The sequence below is a fragment of the Gordonia sp. NPDC003376 genome (assembly GCF_053589235.1).
In genome coordinates, this window is the sequence record NZ_JBSFRM010000003.1 from 201,972 (window position 1) to 220,585 (window position 18,614).

15 protein-coding genes are annotated in these 18,614 nt (G+C 70.4%); 3 read left to right on the forward strand and 12 right to left on the reverse strand.

Features of this window, described 5'->3' with window-relative positions:
• Positions 1-26: 26 nt before the first annotated feature.
• The 11 genes from ftsW to ACWDUA_RS04970 form a co-directional block, all read right to left on the reverse strand.
• The gene (gene ftsW / locus ACWDUA_RS04920) at positions 27-2,186 is read right to left on the reverse strand and encodes a putative lipid II flippase FtsW (protein WP_449749882.1); all 2,160 of its coding nucleotides are present in this window, start codon (positions 2,184-2,186) and stop codon (positions 27-29) included.
• On the reverse strand, positions 2,183-3,763 hold the full coding sequence (murD, locus tag ACWDUA_RS04925) for a UDP-N-acetylmuramoyl-L-alanine--D-glutamate ligase (protein ID WP_449749883.1): 1,581 nt from the start codon (positions 3,761-3,763) through the stop codon (positions 2,183-2,185). The genes ftsW and murD overlap by 4 nt, the downstream gene beginning before the upstream one ends.
• Entirely contained in the window at positions 3,756-4,853 is a 1,098-nt protein-coding gene (gene mraY / locus ACWDUA_RS04930) for a phospho-N-acetylmuramoyl-pentapeptide-transferase (protein ID WP_449749884.1), read from the reverse strand. Before mraY ends, murD begins: the two co-directional genes overlap by 8 nt.
• A 151-nt stretch (positions 4,854-5,004) precedes the next feature.
• The gene (locus ACWDUA_RS04935; RefSeq protein WP_449749885.1) at positions 5,005-5,508 is read right to left on the reverse strand and encodes a UDP-N-acetylmuramoyl-tripeptide--D-alanyl-D-alanine ligase; all 504 of its coding nucleotides are present in this window, start codon (positions 5,506-5,508) and stop codon (positions 5,005-5,007) included.
• The gene (locus tag ACWDUA_RS04940) at positions 5,505-7,145 is read right to left on the reverse strand and encodes a UDP-N-acetylmuramoyl-L-alanyl-D-glutamate--2,6-diaminopimelate ligase (RefSeq protein WP_449749886.1); all 1,641 of its coding nucleotides are present in this window, start codon (positions 7,143-7,145) and stop codon (positions 5,505-5,507) included. Before ACWDUA_RS04940 ends, ACWDUA_RS04935 begins: the two co-directional genes overlap by 4 nt.
• A 157-nt stretch (positions 7,146-7,302) precedes the next feature.
• Positions 7,303-9,207, reverse strand: a complete 1,905-nt coding sequence (locus ACWDUA_RS04945) for a peptidoglycan D,D-transpeptidase FtsI family protein (protein ID WP_449749887.1) — start codon at positions 9,205-9,207, stop codon at positions 7,303-7,305.
• Positions 9,208-9,228: 21 nt separating this feature from the next.
• Entirely contained in the window at positions 9,229-10,143 is a 915-nt protein-coding gene (locus ACWDUA_RS04950; protein WP_449749888.1) for a hypothetical protein, read from the reverse strand.
• Complete coding sequence (gene rsmH, locus ACWDUA_RS04955; RefSeq protein ID WP_449750042.1) at positions 10,140-11,081, reverse strand: 16S rRNA (cytosine(1402)-N(4))-methyltransferase RsmH; 942 nt, start codon at positions 11,079-11,081, stop codon at positions 10,140-10,142. The genes ACWDUA_RS04950 and rsmH overlap by 4 nt, the downstream gene beginning before the upstream one ends.
• A 285-nt stretch (positions 11,082-11,366) precedes the next feature.
• Positions 11,367-11,807 carry a division/cell wall cluster transcriptional repressor MraZ gene (gene mraZ, locus ACWDUA_RS04960; protein ID WP_449749889.1) on the reverse strand — a complete coding sequence of 147 codons (441 nt, stop codon included), beginning with the start codon at positions 11,805-11,807 and terminating at the stop codon, positions 11,367-11,369.
• Positions 11,808-12,618: 811 nt separating this feature from the next.
• Positions 12,619-13,023, reverse strand: coding sequence for a DUF3040 domain-containing protein (locus tag ACWDUA_RS04965; protein WP_449749890.1), 405 nt, complete (start codon positions 13,021-13,023; stop codon positions 12,619-12,621).
• Between the two features lie 190 nt (positions 13,024-13,213).
• Positions 13,214-13,714 (reverse strand): SAV_6107 family HEPN domain-containing protein, encoded by a 501-nt coding sequence (locus tag ACWDUA_RS04970; RefSeq protein WP_449749891.1) that lies wholly within the window; start codon positions 13,712-13,714, stop codon positions 13,214-13,216.
• 259 nt (positions 13,715-13,973) lie between these two features.
• On the opposite strand from ACWDUA_RS04970, the gene ACWDUA_RS04975 reads away from it, so the two are divergent.
• From ACWDUA_RS04975 to ACWDUA_RS04985, 3 genes are read left to right on the forward strand one after another with little or no spacing between them, the layout of a single operon-like run.
• The gene (locus ACWDUA_RS04975; protein ID WP_449749892.1) at positions 13,974-14,627 is read left to right on the forward strand and encodes a GNAT family N-acetyltransferase; all 654 of its coding nucleotides are present in this window, start codon (positions 13,974-13,976) and stop codon (positions 14,625-14,627) included.
• Between the two features lie 5 nt (positions 14,628-14,632).
• Positions 14,633-16,261: a phytoene desaturase family protein gene (locus ACWDUA_RS04980; protein WP_449749893.1), complete on the forward strand. Its 1,629-nt coding sequence runs from the start codon at positions 14,633-14,635 to the stop codon at positions 16,259-16,261.
• A complete protein-coding gene (locus ACWDUA_RS04985) occupies positions 16,258-17,202 on the forward strand; it encodes an LppM family (lipo)protein (RefSeq protein ID WP_449749894.1) in 945 nt (314 codons plus the stop codon). The genes ACWDUA_RS04980 and ACWDUA_RS04985 overlap by 4 nt, the downstream gene beginning before the upstream one ends.
• Before the next feature lie 368 nt (positions 17,203-17,570).
• Here the strand turns inward: ACWDUA_RS04985 and ACWDUA_RS04990 are convergent, their stop codons facing one another.
• Entirely contained in the window at positions 17,571-18,530 is a 960-nt protein-coding gene (locus ACWDUA_RS04990; protein WP_449749895.1) for a methylenetetrahydrofolate reductase, read from the reverse strand.
• Positions 18,531-18,614: the final 84 nt, after the last annotated feature.

Consider the following 18,614-nt stretch of genomic DNA (forward strand, 5'->3'; position numbering starts at 1 on the left):
CACGGGCGGGTGGTCAGGTCTGTCGTTCACCAACCGCCGCGGGAGCGGCCGGGGTCGCCACCCCGCCGCCGGCCGGATCGACCCGGCTCCGACCGGCTGCCATCCGACCGACGCTGCTCACGACGGTCGTCCGGCACGGCCCGGGAACCGGGTCGGTACCCGCGGGACGGCGACCGCGACGGAATCCACGCATGCGTGGCGCCGGCGGCCGAGGACCGGGGTGTCCCGGTGGTGCTCCGACTGTTGGTCCGCGCGCCTGGAGAATACCCGCCGCGCGGGGTCGGGCGCCCGGCGGAGCCACCGCGCGGACGATCATGACGGACCGGTTCGGGGGCGTTGCGCCGGGCACCGGGCCACATCCCCGCGAGCCGCGACGGTGCGGCGGCCGGGGCGGCGCCGCGGGATCGACCCGACCGTCCCGGTGCAGGGCCTGCGGGCACGGTCCGGCGACGATCGGCCAACCGATCGCGCAGCGTCTCGGCCCGGGTCGGCTGGTAGGCCACCGGGGTGGGCAGCCGGAACAGACGTCCGAAGCGGCGGGGCGCGGTCGTCGACAGCGCCGCGACCGCCTCCGGCTCGTGCCGGGCGGCGTTGGCAAGCAGCCCGAGCATGGCGAGCACCGTCAGCGTCGAGGTTCCGCCCGCGGACAGCAGCGGCAGCTGGATACCGGTGACCGGCAGCAGGCCGATGACATAGCCGATGTTGATGAACGCCTGCGCGGTGATCAGCACCGTGATGGTCACGGTCATCAGCCGGAGGAACGGGTCGGCCGAGCGGGTGGCGACCCGGAATCCCACGTAGGCGAAGAACACGAACAGCGCCACCACCATCAGCCCGCCGATCAGGCCGAGTTCCTCGCCGATGATCGCGAAGATGAAGTCGTTGTGCGCGTTGGGGAGGTAGTTCCACTTGGCGCGGCTCTGGCCGAGCCCGACACCGAAGACCCCGCCGTTGGCCAGTGCGTACGTGGCCTGCCGGGCCTGATAGCCCGCTCCCTGCGGGTCGTCGATGCCGCCGAGGAAGCTCATCACGCGCTCGGAGCGGTATCCCTCCACCAGGGCCAGCACCACCGCGATCGCGATACCGGACACGGCGAACGCGGAGAACACCTTGATCGGCAGTCCGGCGAACCACAGCAGGGTGCCGATGATGATCGCGATGGTGATGGTGGTGGACAGGTTGGGCTCGAGGATGATCAGCAGACAGACGAGCAGACCGACCGGCAACAGCGGGATCAGCAGTTCCTTGAGTGGCGCGTTTTCCCGGCGGCGGGAGGCCAGCAGGTGCGCACCCCACACACAGAGCGCCACCTTGACCAGCTCCGACGGCTGCACCGACAACCCGCCGAGGGTGAACCAGCGGCGCGCACCACCGCTGAGCGTGCCGATACCCGGCACCAGCACCAGTGCGAGCAGGAGTGTGGTGATCACCATCAGGGGCGCGGCGAGCCGGCGCAGCAGCCGCACCGGCAGGCGCAGGGTGAGGTAGAAGACGCCCATCCCGAGGATCGCGAAGATCACCTGCGTGGCGAACAGCCCGTATGCCGAGCCCTGTTTGGAGTACCCCTCCACCGACGACGCGGAGAGCACCATGACCAGTCCGAACACGGTCAGCAGCAGTGCGAGGGCGAGGATCAGGTGATATGACGCGAGCGGTCGGGCGAGCAACGTTCGCACGCCTTCGACGACGGTCGCCACCACCGATCCGGTGGCGCGGACGGCGTCGCGCGGGGTCGGGGTGGTGACCCCGGCACGCTTGTCGGGGGTGCGCACATCGGTGGCGGCCTCGGCCCCCGCCCGCTGGGTGCCCGGCTTCTTCGCGGCTGTCTTCTGGCCGCTCGACTCGTCGTCGGCGGCGGTGTCGCCGGACCGCTTCTCGTCGGTTGCGGTGTCGACGGCGGGGCCGTCGTCGGCCTGCGACTCGTCGAACCCGGTCGCGGAGGATGTCGGATCCTCCGCGGAATCGCCGACGGCACTCGTACGAACGGCGCCCCCGCCCCCCGTGCTCGCGTCGCGGGTCGTCACAGCACCCGAGCGGGCGGCACGCTTGGCTGCCGCGGCCCGGCCGGCGGCGGTCTTCGGACCCCGCGGGCGCGGCGCGGCGTCACCGGGGTCCTCGGCGCGGGCTCCGTCGGCGGGTGCGGTGTCCCGGGTGATCCGATCCGGATCGGCGGTGTCGGCGCTCACTGCCGACGCCCCTGCTCGGCTCGCGACGCGTCGTGGACGTCGGCCAGCGCTCGGGCGGCCGCGGCGAAGGCGTCGCCACGACGGCCGTAGCCGGCAAACATGTCCAGTGACGCTGCCGCGGGCGCGAGCAGGATGGCGTCGGGTCGGGCCGGATCGGCCCCGGCCAGGTCCCAGGCGGTTCCGACGGCCCGGTCCATCACCGCGACCGCGGGATCGGATCCGGCCGGGATCGGTGTGATGGAGGAGGCCGATCGCAGATCGGTCCCGGGATCACGGGGAAGCTCGCGCGCAACGGTCACGCAGCCATCGTCCCCTGTGAACACTGTGACTGTTGGGACTTCTGGGGCGTGTCGCGCGATCGCGTCGACAACCAGGCCCCGATCACGTCCGATCGCGACGACGGCGGCGAGCCGATCACCCACCGCGTCGAGCATCGCGTCCAGCGACGCCCCCTTGAGCAGTCCGCCGGCGATCAGCACCACTCGGCGGTGCGCGGCGACGGCGGCCTGGGTGGCGTGCGGGTTGGTCGCCTTGGAGTCGTCGACGAAGGCGATGTGACCGATCCGGGCGACCACCTCACCGCGATGGCGGGCCGGCCTGAACGCCGTGAGCGCGGCGCGGATCGCGCCGGCGTCGACGCCGATCGCCCGGGCGAGTGCGGCCGCGCCGAGTGCATCGGCGCGTCCGGACGGGCCGGCCGGATGGATCACGTCCGCCTCGACCAGGGCGAGGCCCGACGGGTCGTCGGCGAAGGCGCGGTCGACCAGGACCCCGTCGCGGATGCCGAGCTCGCCGGGTTGCGGCTCGCCGAGGGTGAAGCCGACCCGGCGGCCACCGGCCGACAACCCGGAGGCGACGGGATCGTCCAGGCCGACCACACCGATCGCGCCGTGCAAGGCGATCTGCTTGGCGCTCGCATAGGCCTCGAACGAACCGTGCCAGTCGAGGTGGTCGTCGGCGACGTTGAGCACCAGCCCGGCGGCCGGGGCGATCGACGGTGCCCAGTGCAGCTGGAACGACGACAGCTCGGCGCACAGCACGTCGACGCGGTCGGCGGCGGCCATCGCGTCCAGTACCGGCAGCCCGATGTTGCCGCAGGCCTGCGCCGACCGGCCCGAGGCGCTGACGATGTCGGTGAGCATCGAGGTGGTGGTCGTCTTGCCGTTGGTGCCGGTGACGACCAGCCAGGTGCGGGGCGCGCCGAAGGTGCCCCCGACGTCCAGGCGCCAGGCCAGTTCGACCTCACCCCACACCGGGATTCCCGCGACGGCCGCCGCGGTCGGCAGCCCGTGGGTCGGTGCGAAGCCCGGGGACGCGATCACCAGGTCGGTGCGGGTGGTCCAGCCGTCGTCGGTGAGCAGTGCGGCGACGGTGGTGAACCGGGCGCCGCGGTCGGCGATCGTGGTGCCACCTGCGATTGCGGTCGGGTCGTCGGCGCGGTCGTCGGCGATGGTGACCCGGGCGCCGAGATCGAGCAGATGTCGGGCGGCCGACATCCCGGCCGTGCCGCCGCCGGCGACCACCACCGCCCGATCGGTCAGCCAGGCCGCGACATCGGTGGGAACGTGGTCAGCCATTGGTGGTCAGGAACTCCCCGTAGAACAGCGACAGGCCCAGCGCACACGCGATCGCGGTGAGCAGCCAGAACCGGATGATCACCGTGGTCTCCGCCCAGCCGCCGAGTTCGAAATGGTGGTGGAACGGGGCCATCCGGAACACCCGGCGTCCGGTGGTACGGAAGAACGCGATCTGGATGACCACCGAGACGATCTCGGCGACGAACAGTGCGCCGATCACCACCGCGAGCAGTTCGGTGCGGGTCGTGATGGACAAGCCGGCCAGCATGCCGCCGAGGGCCAGCGAGCCGGTGTCACCCATGAAGATCTTGGCCGGCGCGGCGTTCCACCACAGGAAGCCCAGGCAGGCGCCACCACCGGCGACCGCGACGATCGCCAGGTCGAGCGGATCGCGTACGTTGTAGCACCCGGTCGGGATCTCGGTGGCCGGCTTGGCACCCCCGGAGCAGGCGTTGACGAACTGGAAGAACGCGACGAACACATAGCTGCCGAGCACCATCGCCATCGAACCGGCGGCCAGGCCGTCGAGTCCGTCGGTGAAGTTGACCGCATTGGACCAGGCGGCGACCACGAGCCAGACAAAGATGACGAACACCACCGACACCATCGAGATCGCCGCGATGTCGCGGACATAGGAGAGGTTGGTGCTCGCCGGGGTGAGTCCGGCGTCGTTGCGGAACTGCAGGACGAGGATGCCGAACAGGATCGCCGCGGCGAACTGCCCGACCGACTTCGCGGTCTTGTTCAGGCCGAGGTTGCGATGTTTGCGGATCTTGATGATGTCGTCGAGGAAGCCGACGCCGCCGAGGACGGTCGCCAGGCCGAGGACGAGCAGCCCGGAGGCGCTCGGACCGGTGTCGGCGGACATGAACAGTCCCGCCGCGTGGGCGCCGAGGTATCCGGCCCACAGCCCGATGAGGATCGCCACGCCACCCATCGACGGGGTCCCCCGCTTGGTCTGATGGCTCTGCGGCCCCTCGACCCGGATCTCCTGCCCGAAACCCTGCCGCGAGAACACGCGGATGAGCACCGGGGTGAGCATGATCGACACCGCTATCGCGATCGCACCCGCGATGAGGATCTGGGTCACCTGACAGTCCTGCCCTTCACTTGTCGTCTTCCTGCCATCCCACCGGTCACCGGCGGAATGCCCCGCCGAACCCTACGTCTCTCCCGATCCCCGCCGACAGCCGGTCCCCGCCGCCGGTGGGCCCTTCTACTCCCGGGGTCGCACTCCCCGGTCAGGAACCGGTCGCGGTGTCGACCTCGACCACCTCGCGCGCGAGGCGTTCACGCCACCCCGCCACGATCTCGGCGAGCGGGACATCCGGTCCCGCCACCAGCACCACGTCGCCGGGCTGCGGGGTCCAGTCGGGGTCGGCGTGCAGCACCGATGCGGCATCGGCGGGGTCCTCGGCCAGACGGGCCTCGTCACCCCACGATCCCTCCATCACCGCACCCTGGTGCAGCGCGCGGACGGCGCGCGTCGGCCCCACACACAGCACCTTGTCGACGGCCAGCCGCACGGCCTGCCTGCCGATCCGATCATGTTCGACGACGTGCTCGTTCTCGGTGAGCCCGTCGTGGGTGCGCACCTCGCCGAGCACCGCCCACGTCCGGATCGGACCGTCGGCCTGCGCCCGCCGGTCGTCGGCGGTGGCCACCAGGAGCCGAAGCATCCGACCGAGCTCGCGGGCTTCCGGGTCGGCGGCCACCAGGACGGTCACCGCCGCCTCGGCGGTCACAGCCCGTTCCCCGGCCGCAGGTCTCCGGAGTGTGCGGCGAGGACACTGTCGAGGGCCTCTGCGAGCACCACCCGGTCGTCGAAGGGATGCTTCACTCCGTCGATCTCCTGCCCACTCTCGTGTCCCTTGCCGGCCACCAGCACGATGTCGCCGTCGCGCGCCCACGCCACGGCGGCCTCGATCGCCGCCCGGCGGTCACCGATCTCGCGGTGCTCGGCGCCGGCCGGTCGCCGGTCGTCGGGGACCTCGTCGATCCCGGCGAGCATCGCCGCCCGGATGGTGGCCGGCTCCTCGGTCCGGGGATTGTCGTCGGTGATGATCACCAGGTCGGCGCCTCGCGCGGCGACCGCACCCATGATCGGCCGTTTGCCGTGGTCACGGTCGCCACCGGCGCCGACCACCACGCCGATCCGTCCGGTCGCCTGCCCGCGCAGGGTGGTCAGCACCGCCTCGAGCGCCCCGGGTTTGTGCGCATAGTCGACGATCGCCAGGAACCGCTGTCCGCGGTCGACACGTTCGAGCCGGCCGGGGACGGCGACCGAGGCGATCGCGGTGGCGGCCTGGGTCACGGTGAGTCCGGCGGTGACCGCGATGGCCAGGGCCAGGGTCGCGTTGGCGATGTTGTAGCGCCCCGGCAACGGGACGGTCAACGTGGTCGCTGCCCGTCCGGGACCGGTGATCGCGGCCTCCTGGGACCCGTCGGCGTGCGGGGTCGAGGCCCCGGCATGCCAGGTGGCCGGCACATCGGTGGTCGACACGGTCACCGGTGCGATGTTGGCACCGGCGCGGGCGATCTCGGCCATCCGCCGGCCCCAGTCGTCGTCGACACAGACCACCGACCGCACCGCGCGGGTGGACGCGCCGGCGGCGAACAGCTGTGCCTTGGCCTCGAAGTACTCGCGCATCGTCGGGTGGAAGTCGAGGTGGTCCTGGGAGAGGTTGGTGAAACCGCCGATCGCGAAGTGCGCACCGTCGACCCGTCCGAGGGACAGGGCATGGCTGGAGACCTCCATCACCACGGTGTCGACTCCTCGCTCGACCATCGCGGCGAGCAAGGCCTGCAGGGTCGGCGCCTCGGGGGTGGTCAGCGAACTGGGCTGGGCGACACCGTCGACGCGGGTCTCGACGGTCCCGATCAGACCGACGGAGTGACCGGCGGCGAGCAGCGCCGCCTCCACCATGTAGGTGGTCGTCGTCTTCCCCGACGTACCGGTGATACCGATCAGTTTGAGCCGCTGTGACGGGTTGCCGTACACGCGGGCACTGACACCGCCGAGGACGCTGCGCGGGTCCGGATGGACCAGTACCGCGCAGGAGGTGTCCGGCAGTAGGGCACGGGCCAGCTCGCGGCGCCCGGCGGAGTCGGTGAGCACCGCCGTCGCGCCGCGTTCGACGGCCTCGGCGGCGAACCGCGCGCCGTGGGTGCGGGCACCGGGCAGCGCGGCGAACAGATCTCCGGCCATGATGTCCTGGGCACGCAGGGCCACCCCGGTCACCGCGGTGTGCGCCGTGGCGCCACCGACCAGATCGAGGCGGGCGCCGGTGGCGGTGGACAGCACCGACACCTCGGTCGGGTCGACGCTGGTGGGTCTGGTCAGGGCGGCCGGTGTGCGCCGGCCGCGACGAGTGGACGCCATGGGGGTCTGCTCGCCTCCTCTCACCCGCGTCTGCGGGTGTCGGTCGGGGGTGCCGGCGACACCACTGCGCCGAGCGGGCGGCGCCGGATCACCTCACCCACGATGGAACACACCCCACGATTGAACTCACTCACGATACCGTCAGCCCGCGCATTGGCTAGCGCGACGCCTGCAGGGTCAGTCGCGGGGTCTGCGTGGCCGACTGCGGGATGCGATCGTGCTGCAGAATCCACGACGCGATGGTGCTGAACAACGGCGCCGCCGACTGGCCGCCGGAACCGTCGCTGCTGCGCTTGGGGTTGTCGAGCATGATGCCGACGACGAAGCGCGGGTTGTCGGCGGGCGCGATGCCGGCAAAGGTGATGTTGTAGCTCGACGTCGAGTAGCAGCCACACGCCGGATCCACCTGCTGGGCGGTGCCGGTCTTGCCGGACAGCTGGTATCCGGCGACGGCACCCTTGGCGCCGGTGCCCATCTGCACACCCATCGGATCGTCCTGCAGGACCGCCCGGAACATGTTGCGGACGGTCTGCGCGGTCTGCGGGCTGACGACCTGCACACCGGCCGGGCGCTGCTCGGTCTCGGCGCCCTGCCCGTCACGCTGCTCCGATGTCAGGATGCGCGGCGGGATGCGCAGCCCGTTGTTGGCGATCGCCTGGTACATCCCCGTCATCTGCAGCAACGACATCGAAAGGCCCTGTCCGATGGGCAGATTCGCGAACGACCCACCCGACCACTGACTCAGCGCGGGCACCTCTCCGGCGCTCTCGGCGGGCAGACCCACGCCGGTGGACCGCCCCAATCCGAAGCGCGCGACCATTTCGGCGAAGCGCTCCTCACCGACCTGCTGGGCCAGCATCAGTGTGCCGACGTTCGACGACTTCCCGAAGATCCCGGTGGTCGTGTAGGGCTCCACCCCGTGGGTCCACGCGTCGTTGACCGTGACACCCGCCATCTTGATGCTGCCGGGCACCTGATGCACCTGGTCGGGGGTGGTCAGGCCGTACTCGATGGCGGCGGCCGCGGTGATGATCTTGTTGACCGATCCGGGCTCGAACGGTGAGGTCACCGACGGATTGCCGAGTTGGGCGTCGGGCTGTTCGTCGAGCGGCCGGGAGGCGTTGAAGGTCCCGTCGTTGGCCATCGCGAGCACCTCGCCGGTGCGCGAGTCGAGCACCACCGCCGACGCCGACTTGGCACCGGAGGCCTTTTTGGCCTTGGCGACCTCCGACTGGACGAACCACTGGATGTCGGAGTCGAGGGTCAGGCGGACGGTCGCACCGTTGATCGCCGGGTGCACGTTACGGGTGGAACCCGGGATGACCGCACCGTCGGAACCGCGGTCGTAGGTGCGAGAACCGTTGGTGCCGGCCAGGATCGAGTCCAGGGAGGCCTCCAGGCCGATCAGGCCGTTGCCGTCGTAGTTGACGTCGCCCACCACGTTGGCGGCCAGTGACCCGCCCGGGTACAGGCGGATGCTCTGTGGGTCGGCGCCCACCTCCGGGAACTCGGAGGTGATCCGGGCGGCGACGTCGGGGCTCACCGAACGGGCCAGGTACACGAAGGTCTCGTCGCTCTTCAGCTTGGCGAGCAGGTCGTCGGCGCTGATCGAACCCCCGAGCGCCGAGCTGACGCCCGCGGAGATCTCCGCGAGCCGGGTGTCCACGTCGGGCAGTTCCGGGTTGTCGTGGTGCGCTGCGGCGATCGACTTGCGCACCACCTGCGGCAGGAAGGTCAGCGACCGCGCCTCGTCGGTGTAGGCCAGCGGGCGGCCGTTGCGGTCGAGGATCGAGCCGCGTTTGGCGGTGAGCACCTGGGTGTACTCGCGCTGCTCGGCCGCCTGCGCCGACAGCGACGACGATTCGACGGTGTGCACGATGACCATCCGCACGGCGACCGCGAGGACGGCGAGCACGATCACCACCCACGCGATCCGGCTGCGCAGGGTGAACATGCCCGGACGCTTGGGGTCCGATCCCGACGGACCGCCGGTCTTACGAGGACGGCGTGGGGCTCTGGGCGGCGGGACGTCGGCGGATCGCGGACTCCTCGCTGGTGTCATGGTTGTCAATTGTTCACTGCGCTATCGCGAAGCCGAGGAATGTGCGCTCGGCGGGTTGCCGGTTGTGGTGGGCGCCGCCTGCGCCAGGTTCCGGTTGGTCGGATTTGTCGGTGTCGCGTTCTGTGGCAGCACATTCGGCGCGGGCGTCGTCGCCCCGGGACCAGGGGCCGCCGACGGGGTGGCCGGGCTCGAGGCCGAAGGAGTCGACGTGCCGGGGGACGCCGGCGGAGCCGGGGTGGATGTGGGCTCGGAGGTCTCGGTGGCCCCCGGACCGGTCAGGCCGATCGAGTCGTCGACCTTCTTCGGATCGATCCGGGCGGTGGGATCGGGGGTGTTCTCGGGGTTGATCGTGCCCATCCGGGTGCCGGTGGCCGGGGTCGGATCCCCGACGATGCGCGGGCGGCCGTCGGGGCCGACCACCATCCGCGCCGGATTCTTCGCCGGGACCATACCGAGCGCGGCGGCCTTGTCGGACAGCTGGGGCGCCGAGCTCCCCGACTCGTAGGCGCGTTTGAGCGCATCGCGCTGATCGGTGAGCGACTGGTTCTCCTTGCGGGCGACACCGAGTTCGTAGGAGTCCTGTGCGGCCTTGGTCGACAACCACAGGCTCAGCCCGAGTCCGAGGGCGAGCAGTGCGAGCACCGGGACGACAATCGGAACGCGGATCAGCCGCTCCCGCAGCGTGATCGGGGTGCCGGTGCGTGACCTGAGGCGACCAGCGGCAGTATCGGCCCTCGCCGACGTGCGCCGCGAGCGACGATCGTCGGTGTCGAGTCGTTTGCTGTGCCGGTCGATGGCCCGTTGCGCGGCCTTCGACCGGGTGGTACGGGTGCCGGTGACGCGGCCGTCTCGGCCCCGCCGTCCGGTGACGCCCGCATCGTCTGCCGCCTCGGCGCGCCTGCCTCTCGACGTGCGCGTGTCGTCGAGCACCGTCATGACACGACCTCCTCGGCGACTCGTTCGATGACCCGCACCCGTACCGGGGCCGACCGCGGATTGATCTCCAGTTCGTGCTCGTCGGGTCGTTCGGCACCGCGGGTGATCAGACGGAAACGCGGTGCGGTGCCCGGCAATTCGATCGGCAGCCCGGCGGGCGAGGTCGATGTGGTGCGAAGTGTGAACTCGCGCTTGACGATCTTGTCCTCGAGGGACTGGTAGCTCATCATCGCGACCCGTCCACCGACGCGCAGTGCGGCCAGCGCGGCGGGCAGGGCGTGACGCAGTGCGTCGAGTTCATGGTTGACCTCGATGCGCAGCGCCTGGAAGGTCCGCTTGGCCGGGTGTCCCCCGGTCCGACGGGTGGCCGCCGGGATGGTCGTGTACAGCAGTTCGACGAGACGGCCACTGGTGGTGAAGGGTTCGCGTTCGCGTTCGCGTAGCACCGCCGAGGCGATCTTGCCCGCGAAGCGCTCGTCCCCGTAGTCGTGCAGGACCCGTGCGAGGTCACCGTGCGAGTAGGTGTTGAGCACGTCCGCGGCGGTGAGCCCTTCCCGGTTGTCCATGCGCATGTCGAGCGGGGCGTCGACGGAGTAGGCGAAGCCGCGGTCGGCGCGGTCGAGCTGCATCGACGAGACGCCGAGGTCGAACAACGCGGCGTCGATCCGGTCGGCACCGGCGGCGGAGAGCACGCTGGACAGTTCGTCGAATCGGGCCCGGTGCACCGAGATCCGGTCACCGTAGGAGGCAAGTCTCGCCGACGCGATCTCCAACGCGGAGTCGTCCCGGTCGATGCCGATCACCCGGACCCGCGGGAACTCCCGCAGGATCAGTTCGCTGTGTCCGCCGGCACCGAGGGTGGCGTCGACGTAGATCGGGTTGTCGACGGCGTCGGTGTCGAGGGCCGGACGGAGCAGTTCGACGATGCGATCGGCCATGACGGGCACGTGCCCGAATTCGCCGGATCGACGCCCACCTGCGGTGGTGTCGTCGTCATCGTGCTGCGGTGTCACCGATCTGCCCCTCGAGTGGACCGATCCGCACGTCGTCCGATACCGGACGCGAGGATCGGGAGTACGTCGTTCGTTGCGATGGCCTGTGATGGCGCGGGGTCCCGGTCCGATCGTGAACCTGGCGTTGGGGAAGTACGCCAGGGTCTGACCGGGCCGGGGCCTCGGGCCACCCGAGACCGAGTGCATTGGCCGGCACCCGTGTCTTCTCGGCTACAAGACCGCGTCCAGCGCGGCCGAGTCGGCTGCCGAGAAGTTCTCCTCGTGTTGGCTCTGGTAGTCGCGCCATGCCTGCGCGTCCCAGATCTCCAGGTGGTCGAAACTGCCGAACACCACACATTCCTTGGACAGTCCCGCGTACTCGCGATGGTCGGCAGAGAGCGTGATCCGCCCCTGACCGTCGGGCCGCTGCTCGTCGGTGCTCGCGAAGAAGTACCGCTGATAGGCACGCGACTCCGGATCGTTGCGCGATGCCTCCACGATCTTCGCGGCGATGACGTCGAACTCTTCGGCCCGGAACACCGACAGGCTGTGGTCTTGGCCTTTCGTGACCATCACCCCTCCTGCCAGCGCATCGCGAAACTTGGCGGGCAGCGTGAGCCGCCCTTTGTCGTCCAGCTTGGGCGTGAATGTTCCGACGAATCGCACGGACACGTCGACACCTCCCGCCCCTGAGTTCAGCTCCCCCGTGCCGGTGTCGCCTCATCCAGTGCTGCCCACAGTACCCCACTTTCCACCACTTTCCACCCCAAACGCCCCACCCGTCCCCCCTCGATCGCATAGGCCCAGTTCAGGGCAGCAAAATTCCGTGGGGAACACAGGTGGGCGCGTGTCGCCACACACCATCGACGGCGTTATGCATGTGGTGGTTGACGATCAAAGTGCCAGGTGAGAGCGCGTGATCGGCAAGGGTGGGGCGCAGTGGGGATCGCAGTGGGGCGCAGGGGGGATCGCGGTGGGGCACGGTGGGGATCGCGACGGAGAGACCGCGCGAGTCTCGAGGAACGCCAGGTGAAGCCCTGTGCGGGCACCGCGGGGAGACCAGGTGAAAGTCCGCGGGAGACCGGATGTGGGGCACGGTGGGGCGATCACGTGAGACACGGTGGGGCGATCACGTGAGACACGGTGGGGCGATCACGGTGAGACACGGTGGGGCGATCACGGTGAGACCCGCGCGCGAAGGCGTGTGGGGCGCGGTGGGGCGATCACGGTGAGACCCGCGCGCGAAGGCGTGTGGGGCGCGGTGGGAATCATGCGGAAGCGCACCCGCGTGGCGCCATGCCGTGTCGGCCGGCTGTCGATCGAACAGAGTACGGCCGGTTCCGCCGCCTGCCACGGGTACGGACGCTGCCCACATGCCAACGCCGGCGGCGCACCCATGAAGGGTGCGCCGCCGGCGTTTGTATGGACTTCTGAGTCGTCGGTGCGGGAGGGTGACGACAGTCGGCTCAGGCCGACCGGCGGATCATTCCTGCTCGAAGCGTCGGTTGAAGCGCTCTTCCATCCGTTCGGTGAACTTGCGCTTGGGCGCTGCGGCGCGAGCGGCCTTGCCACCGGAGGAGCGGCCCGCGGAGTCGTGTGACCCCTTTCCGGGCGACCCACCCCACAGGGCCAGGAGCGCGGCGGCGAACATCACGAGAAAGCCGACGAGACTGACGATCGGGAAGCCACCGACAGTGAGCCCGATGATCGGCCCCACCACCAACAGCACCAGCCCGACGACGAATACGATCGCCGCCTGAACACGACGACGACCAGGCGACCGCCCGAGGCGGCGACGGGTCACGCTGGACGCGAACTTTGGGTCCTCCGCGTACAGAGCGCTTTCGATCTCTTCGAGCATCCGCTGCTCGTGCTCTGAGAGTGGCACCGACCCTCCTAACTGTTACCGACGAGTCACCGACGAGATGTGCGCCGCGACGCCCGTCGACAACTGTTGTTCGCGGCTACATTCCATGATACGAGGTGAATCGGACGTCGACCACCATTACCCTCCATGGTTGTCGAATTCATCGATCATCGCGCCACCCGGAACGCCGTCACCAGGTGCGCCGCGCACGTCATGCGGGATGCGCCATGGTGAACGACCCCGGCCCACGATCGCCCCGCTCAGAGGCGATCACGAGGGCCTCGACCGCGTCGAGGAAGGTGAGCAGCCGGGAGTGGAACTCTGCGAGCAGCCCCGCCGGGAGGGTCCGGTCGAGGCCGCTCTCGATGTCCATCCGCCGGCGCGAGTGCGCCGCAAAATACTCCGCATGGCCGACGAGGTCGGGCACCCGGGCGCCGATCCGACTCCATGCGTCGCCCGGGTTACGCCGTCCGGCACGAGGGGTCCGGGGCTCATGGAGGGCCAGTGCCGCGCCTGCACCACGAAGCGCCGCGAGGTAGAGCTGACGGAATCTCTCGGCGTCGTCGTCGGTGATCCCGACCGCATTGTCGACGAGGAGGTCGGCCCGCTCGAGCAGATCGCGCGCACGTGAGATGGCCGTGGGGTCGACCTCGGTCATCGGGCTGCGACGTGACGACCGGGCACTGCCCGACGATGCGGTATGCGATGGCATGGAACCCTCCCCTTCCCGGTGGATACGTGATCATCATCGGTGCGGCCACCGACATTTCGTCGAACGCGGCCCGGTGGTGAGCGCTTCCCTCGCTCACTGCCGGGCCGCGTCGTCGTGTGGGCGTAGGCTGAACAGCTTGCGGAGGCACATTCATCGAACACCCGTTCGACATATTCAATATAGCCAGATCCGTGCAAGGGTTCAAGGCGGACGGCAACATCGGTGAGATCTGAGCACCCGAGGACAGAGAGGACGGCGCGTGACCATCCGGCTCGCCCGACTGACCGGCCAGGATTCCCCGGCCTGGCTCGAGCCCGCGCTCGACGTCTACGTGACCGCGATGAACTACCCCCGCGGCACCGAACGTCACCGGGCAGGACTGTGGCGTGAGCACATCGCCCGCCCCGGGTGGAGTGCGTTCGGCGCGATCGCGCCCGCGCCGGTCACCCCGCGCACGCCGGACATCGAACGCCGGCGGTTGCGCAGTCCCTTCTCCCCGGGCGGCGACGAGGTCCTGGTGGGTATCGCCTACGGCTACCGGGGCGCGCCGGATCAGTGGTGGAACCAGCAACTGCGCACCGGGTTGCGGTTGACCGGCACCTCCCCCGCCGACATCGACGAGATCGCCGCGGACTACTTCGAACTCACCGAGCTGCACGTGCACCCCACCGCGCAGGGACACGGGATCGGCGAGGAACTGCTCACCCTGCTGCTCACCGGACGACCCGAACGGCACGTGTTGCTGTCGACCCCGGAGATCCCGGCCGAACGCAACCGTGCCTGGGCGCTCTACCGACGGATGGGCTTCGTCGACGTCCTGCGCCACTTCACCTTCGCCGGTGACCCGCGCCCGTTCGCCTTCCTCGGCCGGCGGCTGCCGCTGGCCGACCCCGGCCGACCTACGTCGAGGTGAGCCCGATGCAGATCGCCGCCCACCCGAGATGGGATGCCGTGGTCGTCGGCGGTGGCCACAACGGTCTGGTCGCCGCCGCCTACCTGGCGCGGGCCGGGCGATCGGTGTGCGTCGTCGAACGCGACGAGGTGCCCGGCGGGGCCGTGTCGACCGTCGAGCGGTTCCCCGGTTACCGGGTGGACCGCGGGTCGTCGGCGCACCTGATGATCCGTCACTCACCGGTGATCGACGATCTCGGTCTCACCGAGATGGGCCTGACCTACCTCGACTGTGACCCGTGGGCGTTCTGCCCGGCCACCGACACCGCGCCCCCGCTGGTGTTCCGGACCGATCTCGACGCCACCTGCGCGTCCATCGAGGCCGCGTGCGGCAGCCGCGACGCCGACGCCTACCGTCGGTTCGTCGAAGTCTGGACACCGCGATCGCAGGCGCTGATGAAGGCGTTCTACCACCCCCCTGACCCGGGACGCCTCGCCCTGACCTTCGGCGGGCTCGGCGCGACGGCGACCAGTGCCCGCACCGGCGTCGTCGGCAACCGCGCCGGCCGCATGCTGTCGGCCACCCAAGAACTGATGGCGTCGGGAGACGCGCTGCTCGACCGCTGGTTCACCTCCGAACACCTCAAGGCGGCTCTCGCCTGGTTCGGCGCGCAATCGGGTCCCCCGATGAACGCACCCGCCACCGCACCGATGATCGGGTTCGCCGCGCTGATGCATCGGCTCCCGCCCGGGCGTGCGGTGGGTGGCAGCGGCGCGCTGACCACCGCGCTGCTGCACCGACTCGACGCCGAGGGCGCCGAGGTGCACACCGGCGTCACCGCGGCGGCGATCGGGCGGTGCGGCGACCACTGGCGGGTGACCGGCGCCGACGGCGAGTCGCGCTGCGCGACCACGGTGATCGCCGCCTGCCACATCCTGACCACCCTCGACCTGCTCGGTGCGGGTGGATACGCCCCCGATCTGCTCGACCGGTGGCGCACCCAGATCTCGGTCGGCTCCGGGATGGGGATGGCGGTGCGGGTGGGGGCGCGTGAGCTGCCCGTCTATCGCGACCTGCCGTCGGATCTACCGGCCCACGGGGTGCACTCGTCGCTGGCCCTGCTGGTCACCGACCGCGCGCACCTCCGGCGGGCGGAGGCCGCGGCGGCGGTCGGGCAACTGCCCGACCGGCCGGCCTGTGTGGCGATGTCGTTCTCGGCGATCGACCCGAGTCTGAGCCCCCCGGACAGGCATCTGATCAACATCTGGGCGCAGTGGCATCCTCGCCACCCGTCCGGTGGCCGGGACTGGGCGGATCTGCGCGAGACCGCCGCGGACGCGGTGATCGCCGAGCTCGACCGGTATGCCCCCGGATTCGCCGACGGCGTCGAGTACCGCCACGTGCAGACCCCCGACCTGCTCGAATCCGAACTCGGACTCCGGGGCGGCAACATCATGCACGTCGAGATGACGATCGACCAGATGTTCATGTTCCGGCCCCACCCCGACCTGAGCGGTCATCGGGTCCCGGGTGCCGACGGTCTCCTGCTGGCCGGGGCGTCCACCCATCCCGGTGGTGGCGTCACCGGCGCGAGCGGACGAATCGCCGCAATGGCGGCGCTCGCGGGTTCCCGGCGGCGTGATCTGGCACGATGAGCACCGTGCGCCCGTCCTCCACACCCCCGTCAGGCACAACCGCACCGGCCACACGCCCGTCGTCACGCCGGACCGTGCCCCGGAGCCGCCCGCGTGTCACCGCCGTGGTGCTGACCGCGATCCTGCTGCTCGCCGCACCCCTGCTGTCCGGCTGCCTCGAGCGGTCGACGACGGTCGGCGACCGGATGTCGGGCAGCGTGATCGTCGCGACCACACCGGACAACCCGTCAGGACCTCCGCGTCTGGACGTCCCGGAGTCGATGGCCGGGCAGGTGTCGGTCAGCGAGTACAAAGAGGCGCCGTCGGCCGACAGCCCGCAACAACAACAGCAGACCGACGCCACCGCCGGTGATGCCGGTGCGATCCGGGTGGGTTCGCGGGTGACGTTCAGCAACCTCACCGCCGGCCAGTTCAGCCAGTTCGGTGACATCGTGGCGAATGCGTTCGGCGACAACGCGATGACGATGGATCTCTCCGCCAAACGCAGCGGTGACGTGGTGCGCTTCCGCGGGTCCTCCGACCTCACCGGCCTGGTCGCCGGCCGCGACTACCTGAAGCTGTCGGTGTCGTTCGCCGGACCGATCACGGCCACCAACGGCGAGCAGAGCGGCGACACGTCGGTCTCGTGGACGCCGGAGCCCGGTGCCGTCGCCGACTTCACCGCCGATGCCACCTACCCCGATCCCGCGACCGCGGCATTCGGCGGCTGGTCGTGGCTGATGGGCCTGTTGTGCCTCGCGGTGGTGCTCGTCGTCGCCCGTCTGGCCTACGTCACCCGTGACCGCAGCCCGCGGCCGGGGCGTCCGGCCGCCGCACCCGAGAAACCGAGGAAGTCGGAGAATCCGACGGCCCCGAAGGACGCCGGCGTGACGGAACCGGGTTCGGCGACGATGCCGAGCACCTCGACGGCAAGCGGATCGGCCGGTTCCGACAGCCGCTGAACCGGCCTCGCGACAACGGGCACCGACACGTCGGCGGCCCCGCACCGAGTGCGTCGGCCGAACCGACGAAAACCACAGCCCCACGCACCCAGAACGCCGGTTGAGCCGACGAAAACCACAGCCCCACGCACCCAGAACGCCGGTTGAGCCGACGAAAACCACAGCCCCACGCACCGAGAACGCTGGTTGAGCCGACGAGGAGCGCAGCGACAAGTCGTGTCGAAACCTCCGCCGCCCGACCTCCGACAGCAACCACGGAAAAGCGCCTCTCAGCGCATCCACCGGCTCCTCGACCAGCCCTGAACCGCAGGGGGCACGTCGAGCGCGCGCCCGGAATCAGTCACCGTGCACTCTTCCCGCGGGGGAAGTCAGCCGACGGCCGGGGCCACCGTTGCGGCGCGGACGTCGACGCCGACACGGCCCAGCACCTCACACGTCGCCTTGGTGAAGTTGAGGCTGCAGAAGTGCAGGCATGGCGCTCCCTCTGCGATCAGGCGCTCCGCCGTCTCGGTGGCGAAGTCGATGCCGGTGGCACGGACCGCCGCCCGGTCCTCGTCCGGGCCGCTGCCGGCCGCGGCGGCGAATCGTGCCTCGACGGCGGGCGGAATCGCCGACCCCGACAGCTCCGCCATGCGTCGCACGCTGGCCAGCGACGTGATCGGCATGATGCCCGGGATGATCGGCTTGGCGCCCTGCTCGGGATCGGCGGCCGCCACGCGGTCGCGTAGCCGCAGGTAGTCGTCGACGTCGAAGAACATCTGGGTCACCGAGTACTCCGCTCCCGAGCGCAGCTTGTTCACCAGCACCCGGGTGTCCTCGTCCAGGTCGCGGGCGCGGTGGTGGCCCTCCGGGAACGACGCGACACCCACATGGAAGTCACCGAGGCCCTCGATCAGCTCGACCAGCTCCTGGGCATACCGCACACCCTGCGGATGGGCGACCCACTCGCCGAGCGGATCGCCCGGCGGGTCGCCGCGCAGGGCCAGCAGGTTGGTGATGCCCTTGTCGGCGTAGGCCCCGACCAGCGAACGCAGTTCGCCGATGCTGTGGTTGACCGCGGTGAGGTGCGCCACGGTCACCAGAGTGGTCTCGGTGGCCATCTCCCCGGCGATACGGACGGTGCGGTCGCGGGTCGATCCGCCCGCACCGTAGGTCAGGGACACGAACGCGGGGTCGAGACGCTCGAACACCCGCACGGCCCGCCACAACCTCGCCTCCGCCTCGGCGTCCCGGGGTGGGAAGAACTCGACAGAGAAGTGCACCGGCCCGTTGACGGGCGGTGCACTCAGGCGCTCGACGACGGACGAAGCCGCTGAGGTGGTGGTCACCGCAACAGTGTACGTAGGCGGGGGTACCACGGTCTGTCCGGTCGGGGCAGGGCACACCCGGTGCCGGGCGGGCGCCCGGATCGG

What these genes read in the sequence shown, in the direction of transcription:
- ACWDUA_RS04950 (WP_449749888.1), bottom strand. Translation starts at nt 10,143, where the DNA reads ATGACGGTGCTCGACGACACGCGCACGTCGAGAGGCAGGCGCGCCGAG.
- ACWDUA_RS04945 (WP_449749887.1), bottom strand. Translation starts at nt 9,207, where the DNA reads ATGACACCAGCGAGGAGTCCGCGATCCGCCGACGTCCCGCCGCCCAGA.
- ACWDUA_RS04985 (WP_449749894.1), top strand. Translation starts at nt 16,258, where the DNA reads ATGAGCACCGTGCGCCCGTCCTCCACACCCCCGTCAGGCACAACCGCA.
- ACWDUA_RS04940 (WP_449749886.1), bottom strand. Translation starts at nt 7,145, where the DNA reads ATGGCGTCCACTCGTCGCGGCCGGCGCACACCGGCCGCCCTGACCAGA.
- murD (WP_449749883.1), bottom strand. Translation starts at nt 3,763, where the DNA reads ATGGCTGACCACGTTCCCACCGATGTCGCGGCCTGGCTGACCGATCGG.
- ACWDUA_RS04970 (WP_449749891.1), bottom strand. Translation starts at nt 13,714, where the DNA reads ATGCCATCGCATACCGCATCGTCGGGCAGTGCCCGGTCGTCACGTCGC.
- rsmH (WP_449750042.1), bottom strand. Translation starts at nt 11,081, where the DNA reads ATGGCCGATCGCATCGTCGAACTGCTCCGTCCGGCCCTCGACACCGAC.
- ACWDUA_RS04980 (WP_449749893.1), top strand. Translation starts at nt 14,633, where the DNA reads ATGCAGATCGCCGCCCACCCGAGATGGGATGCCGTGGTCGTCGGCGGT.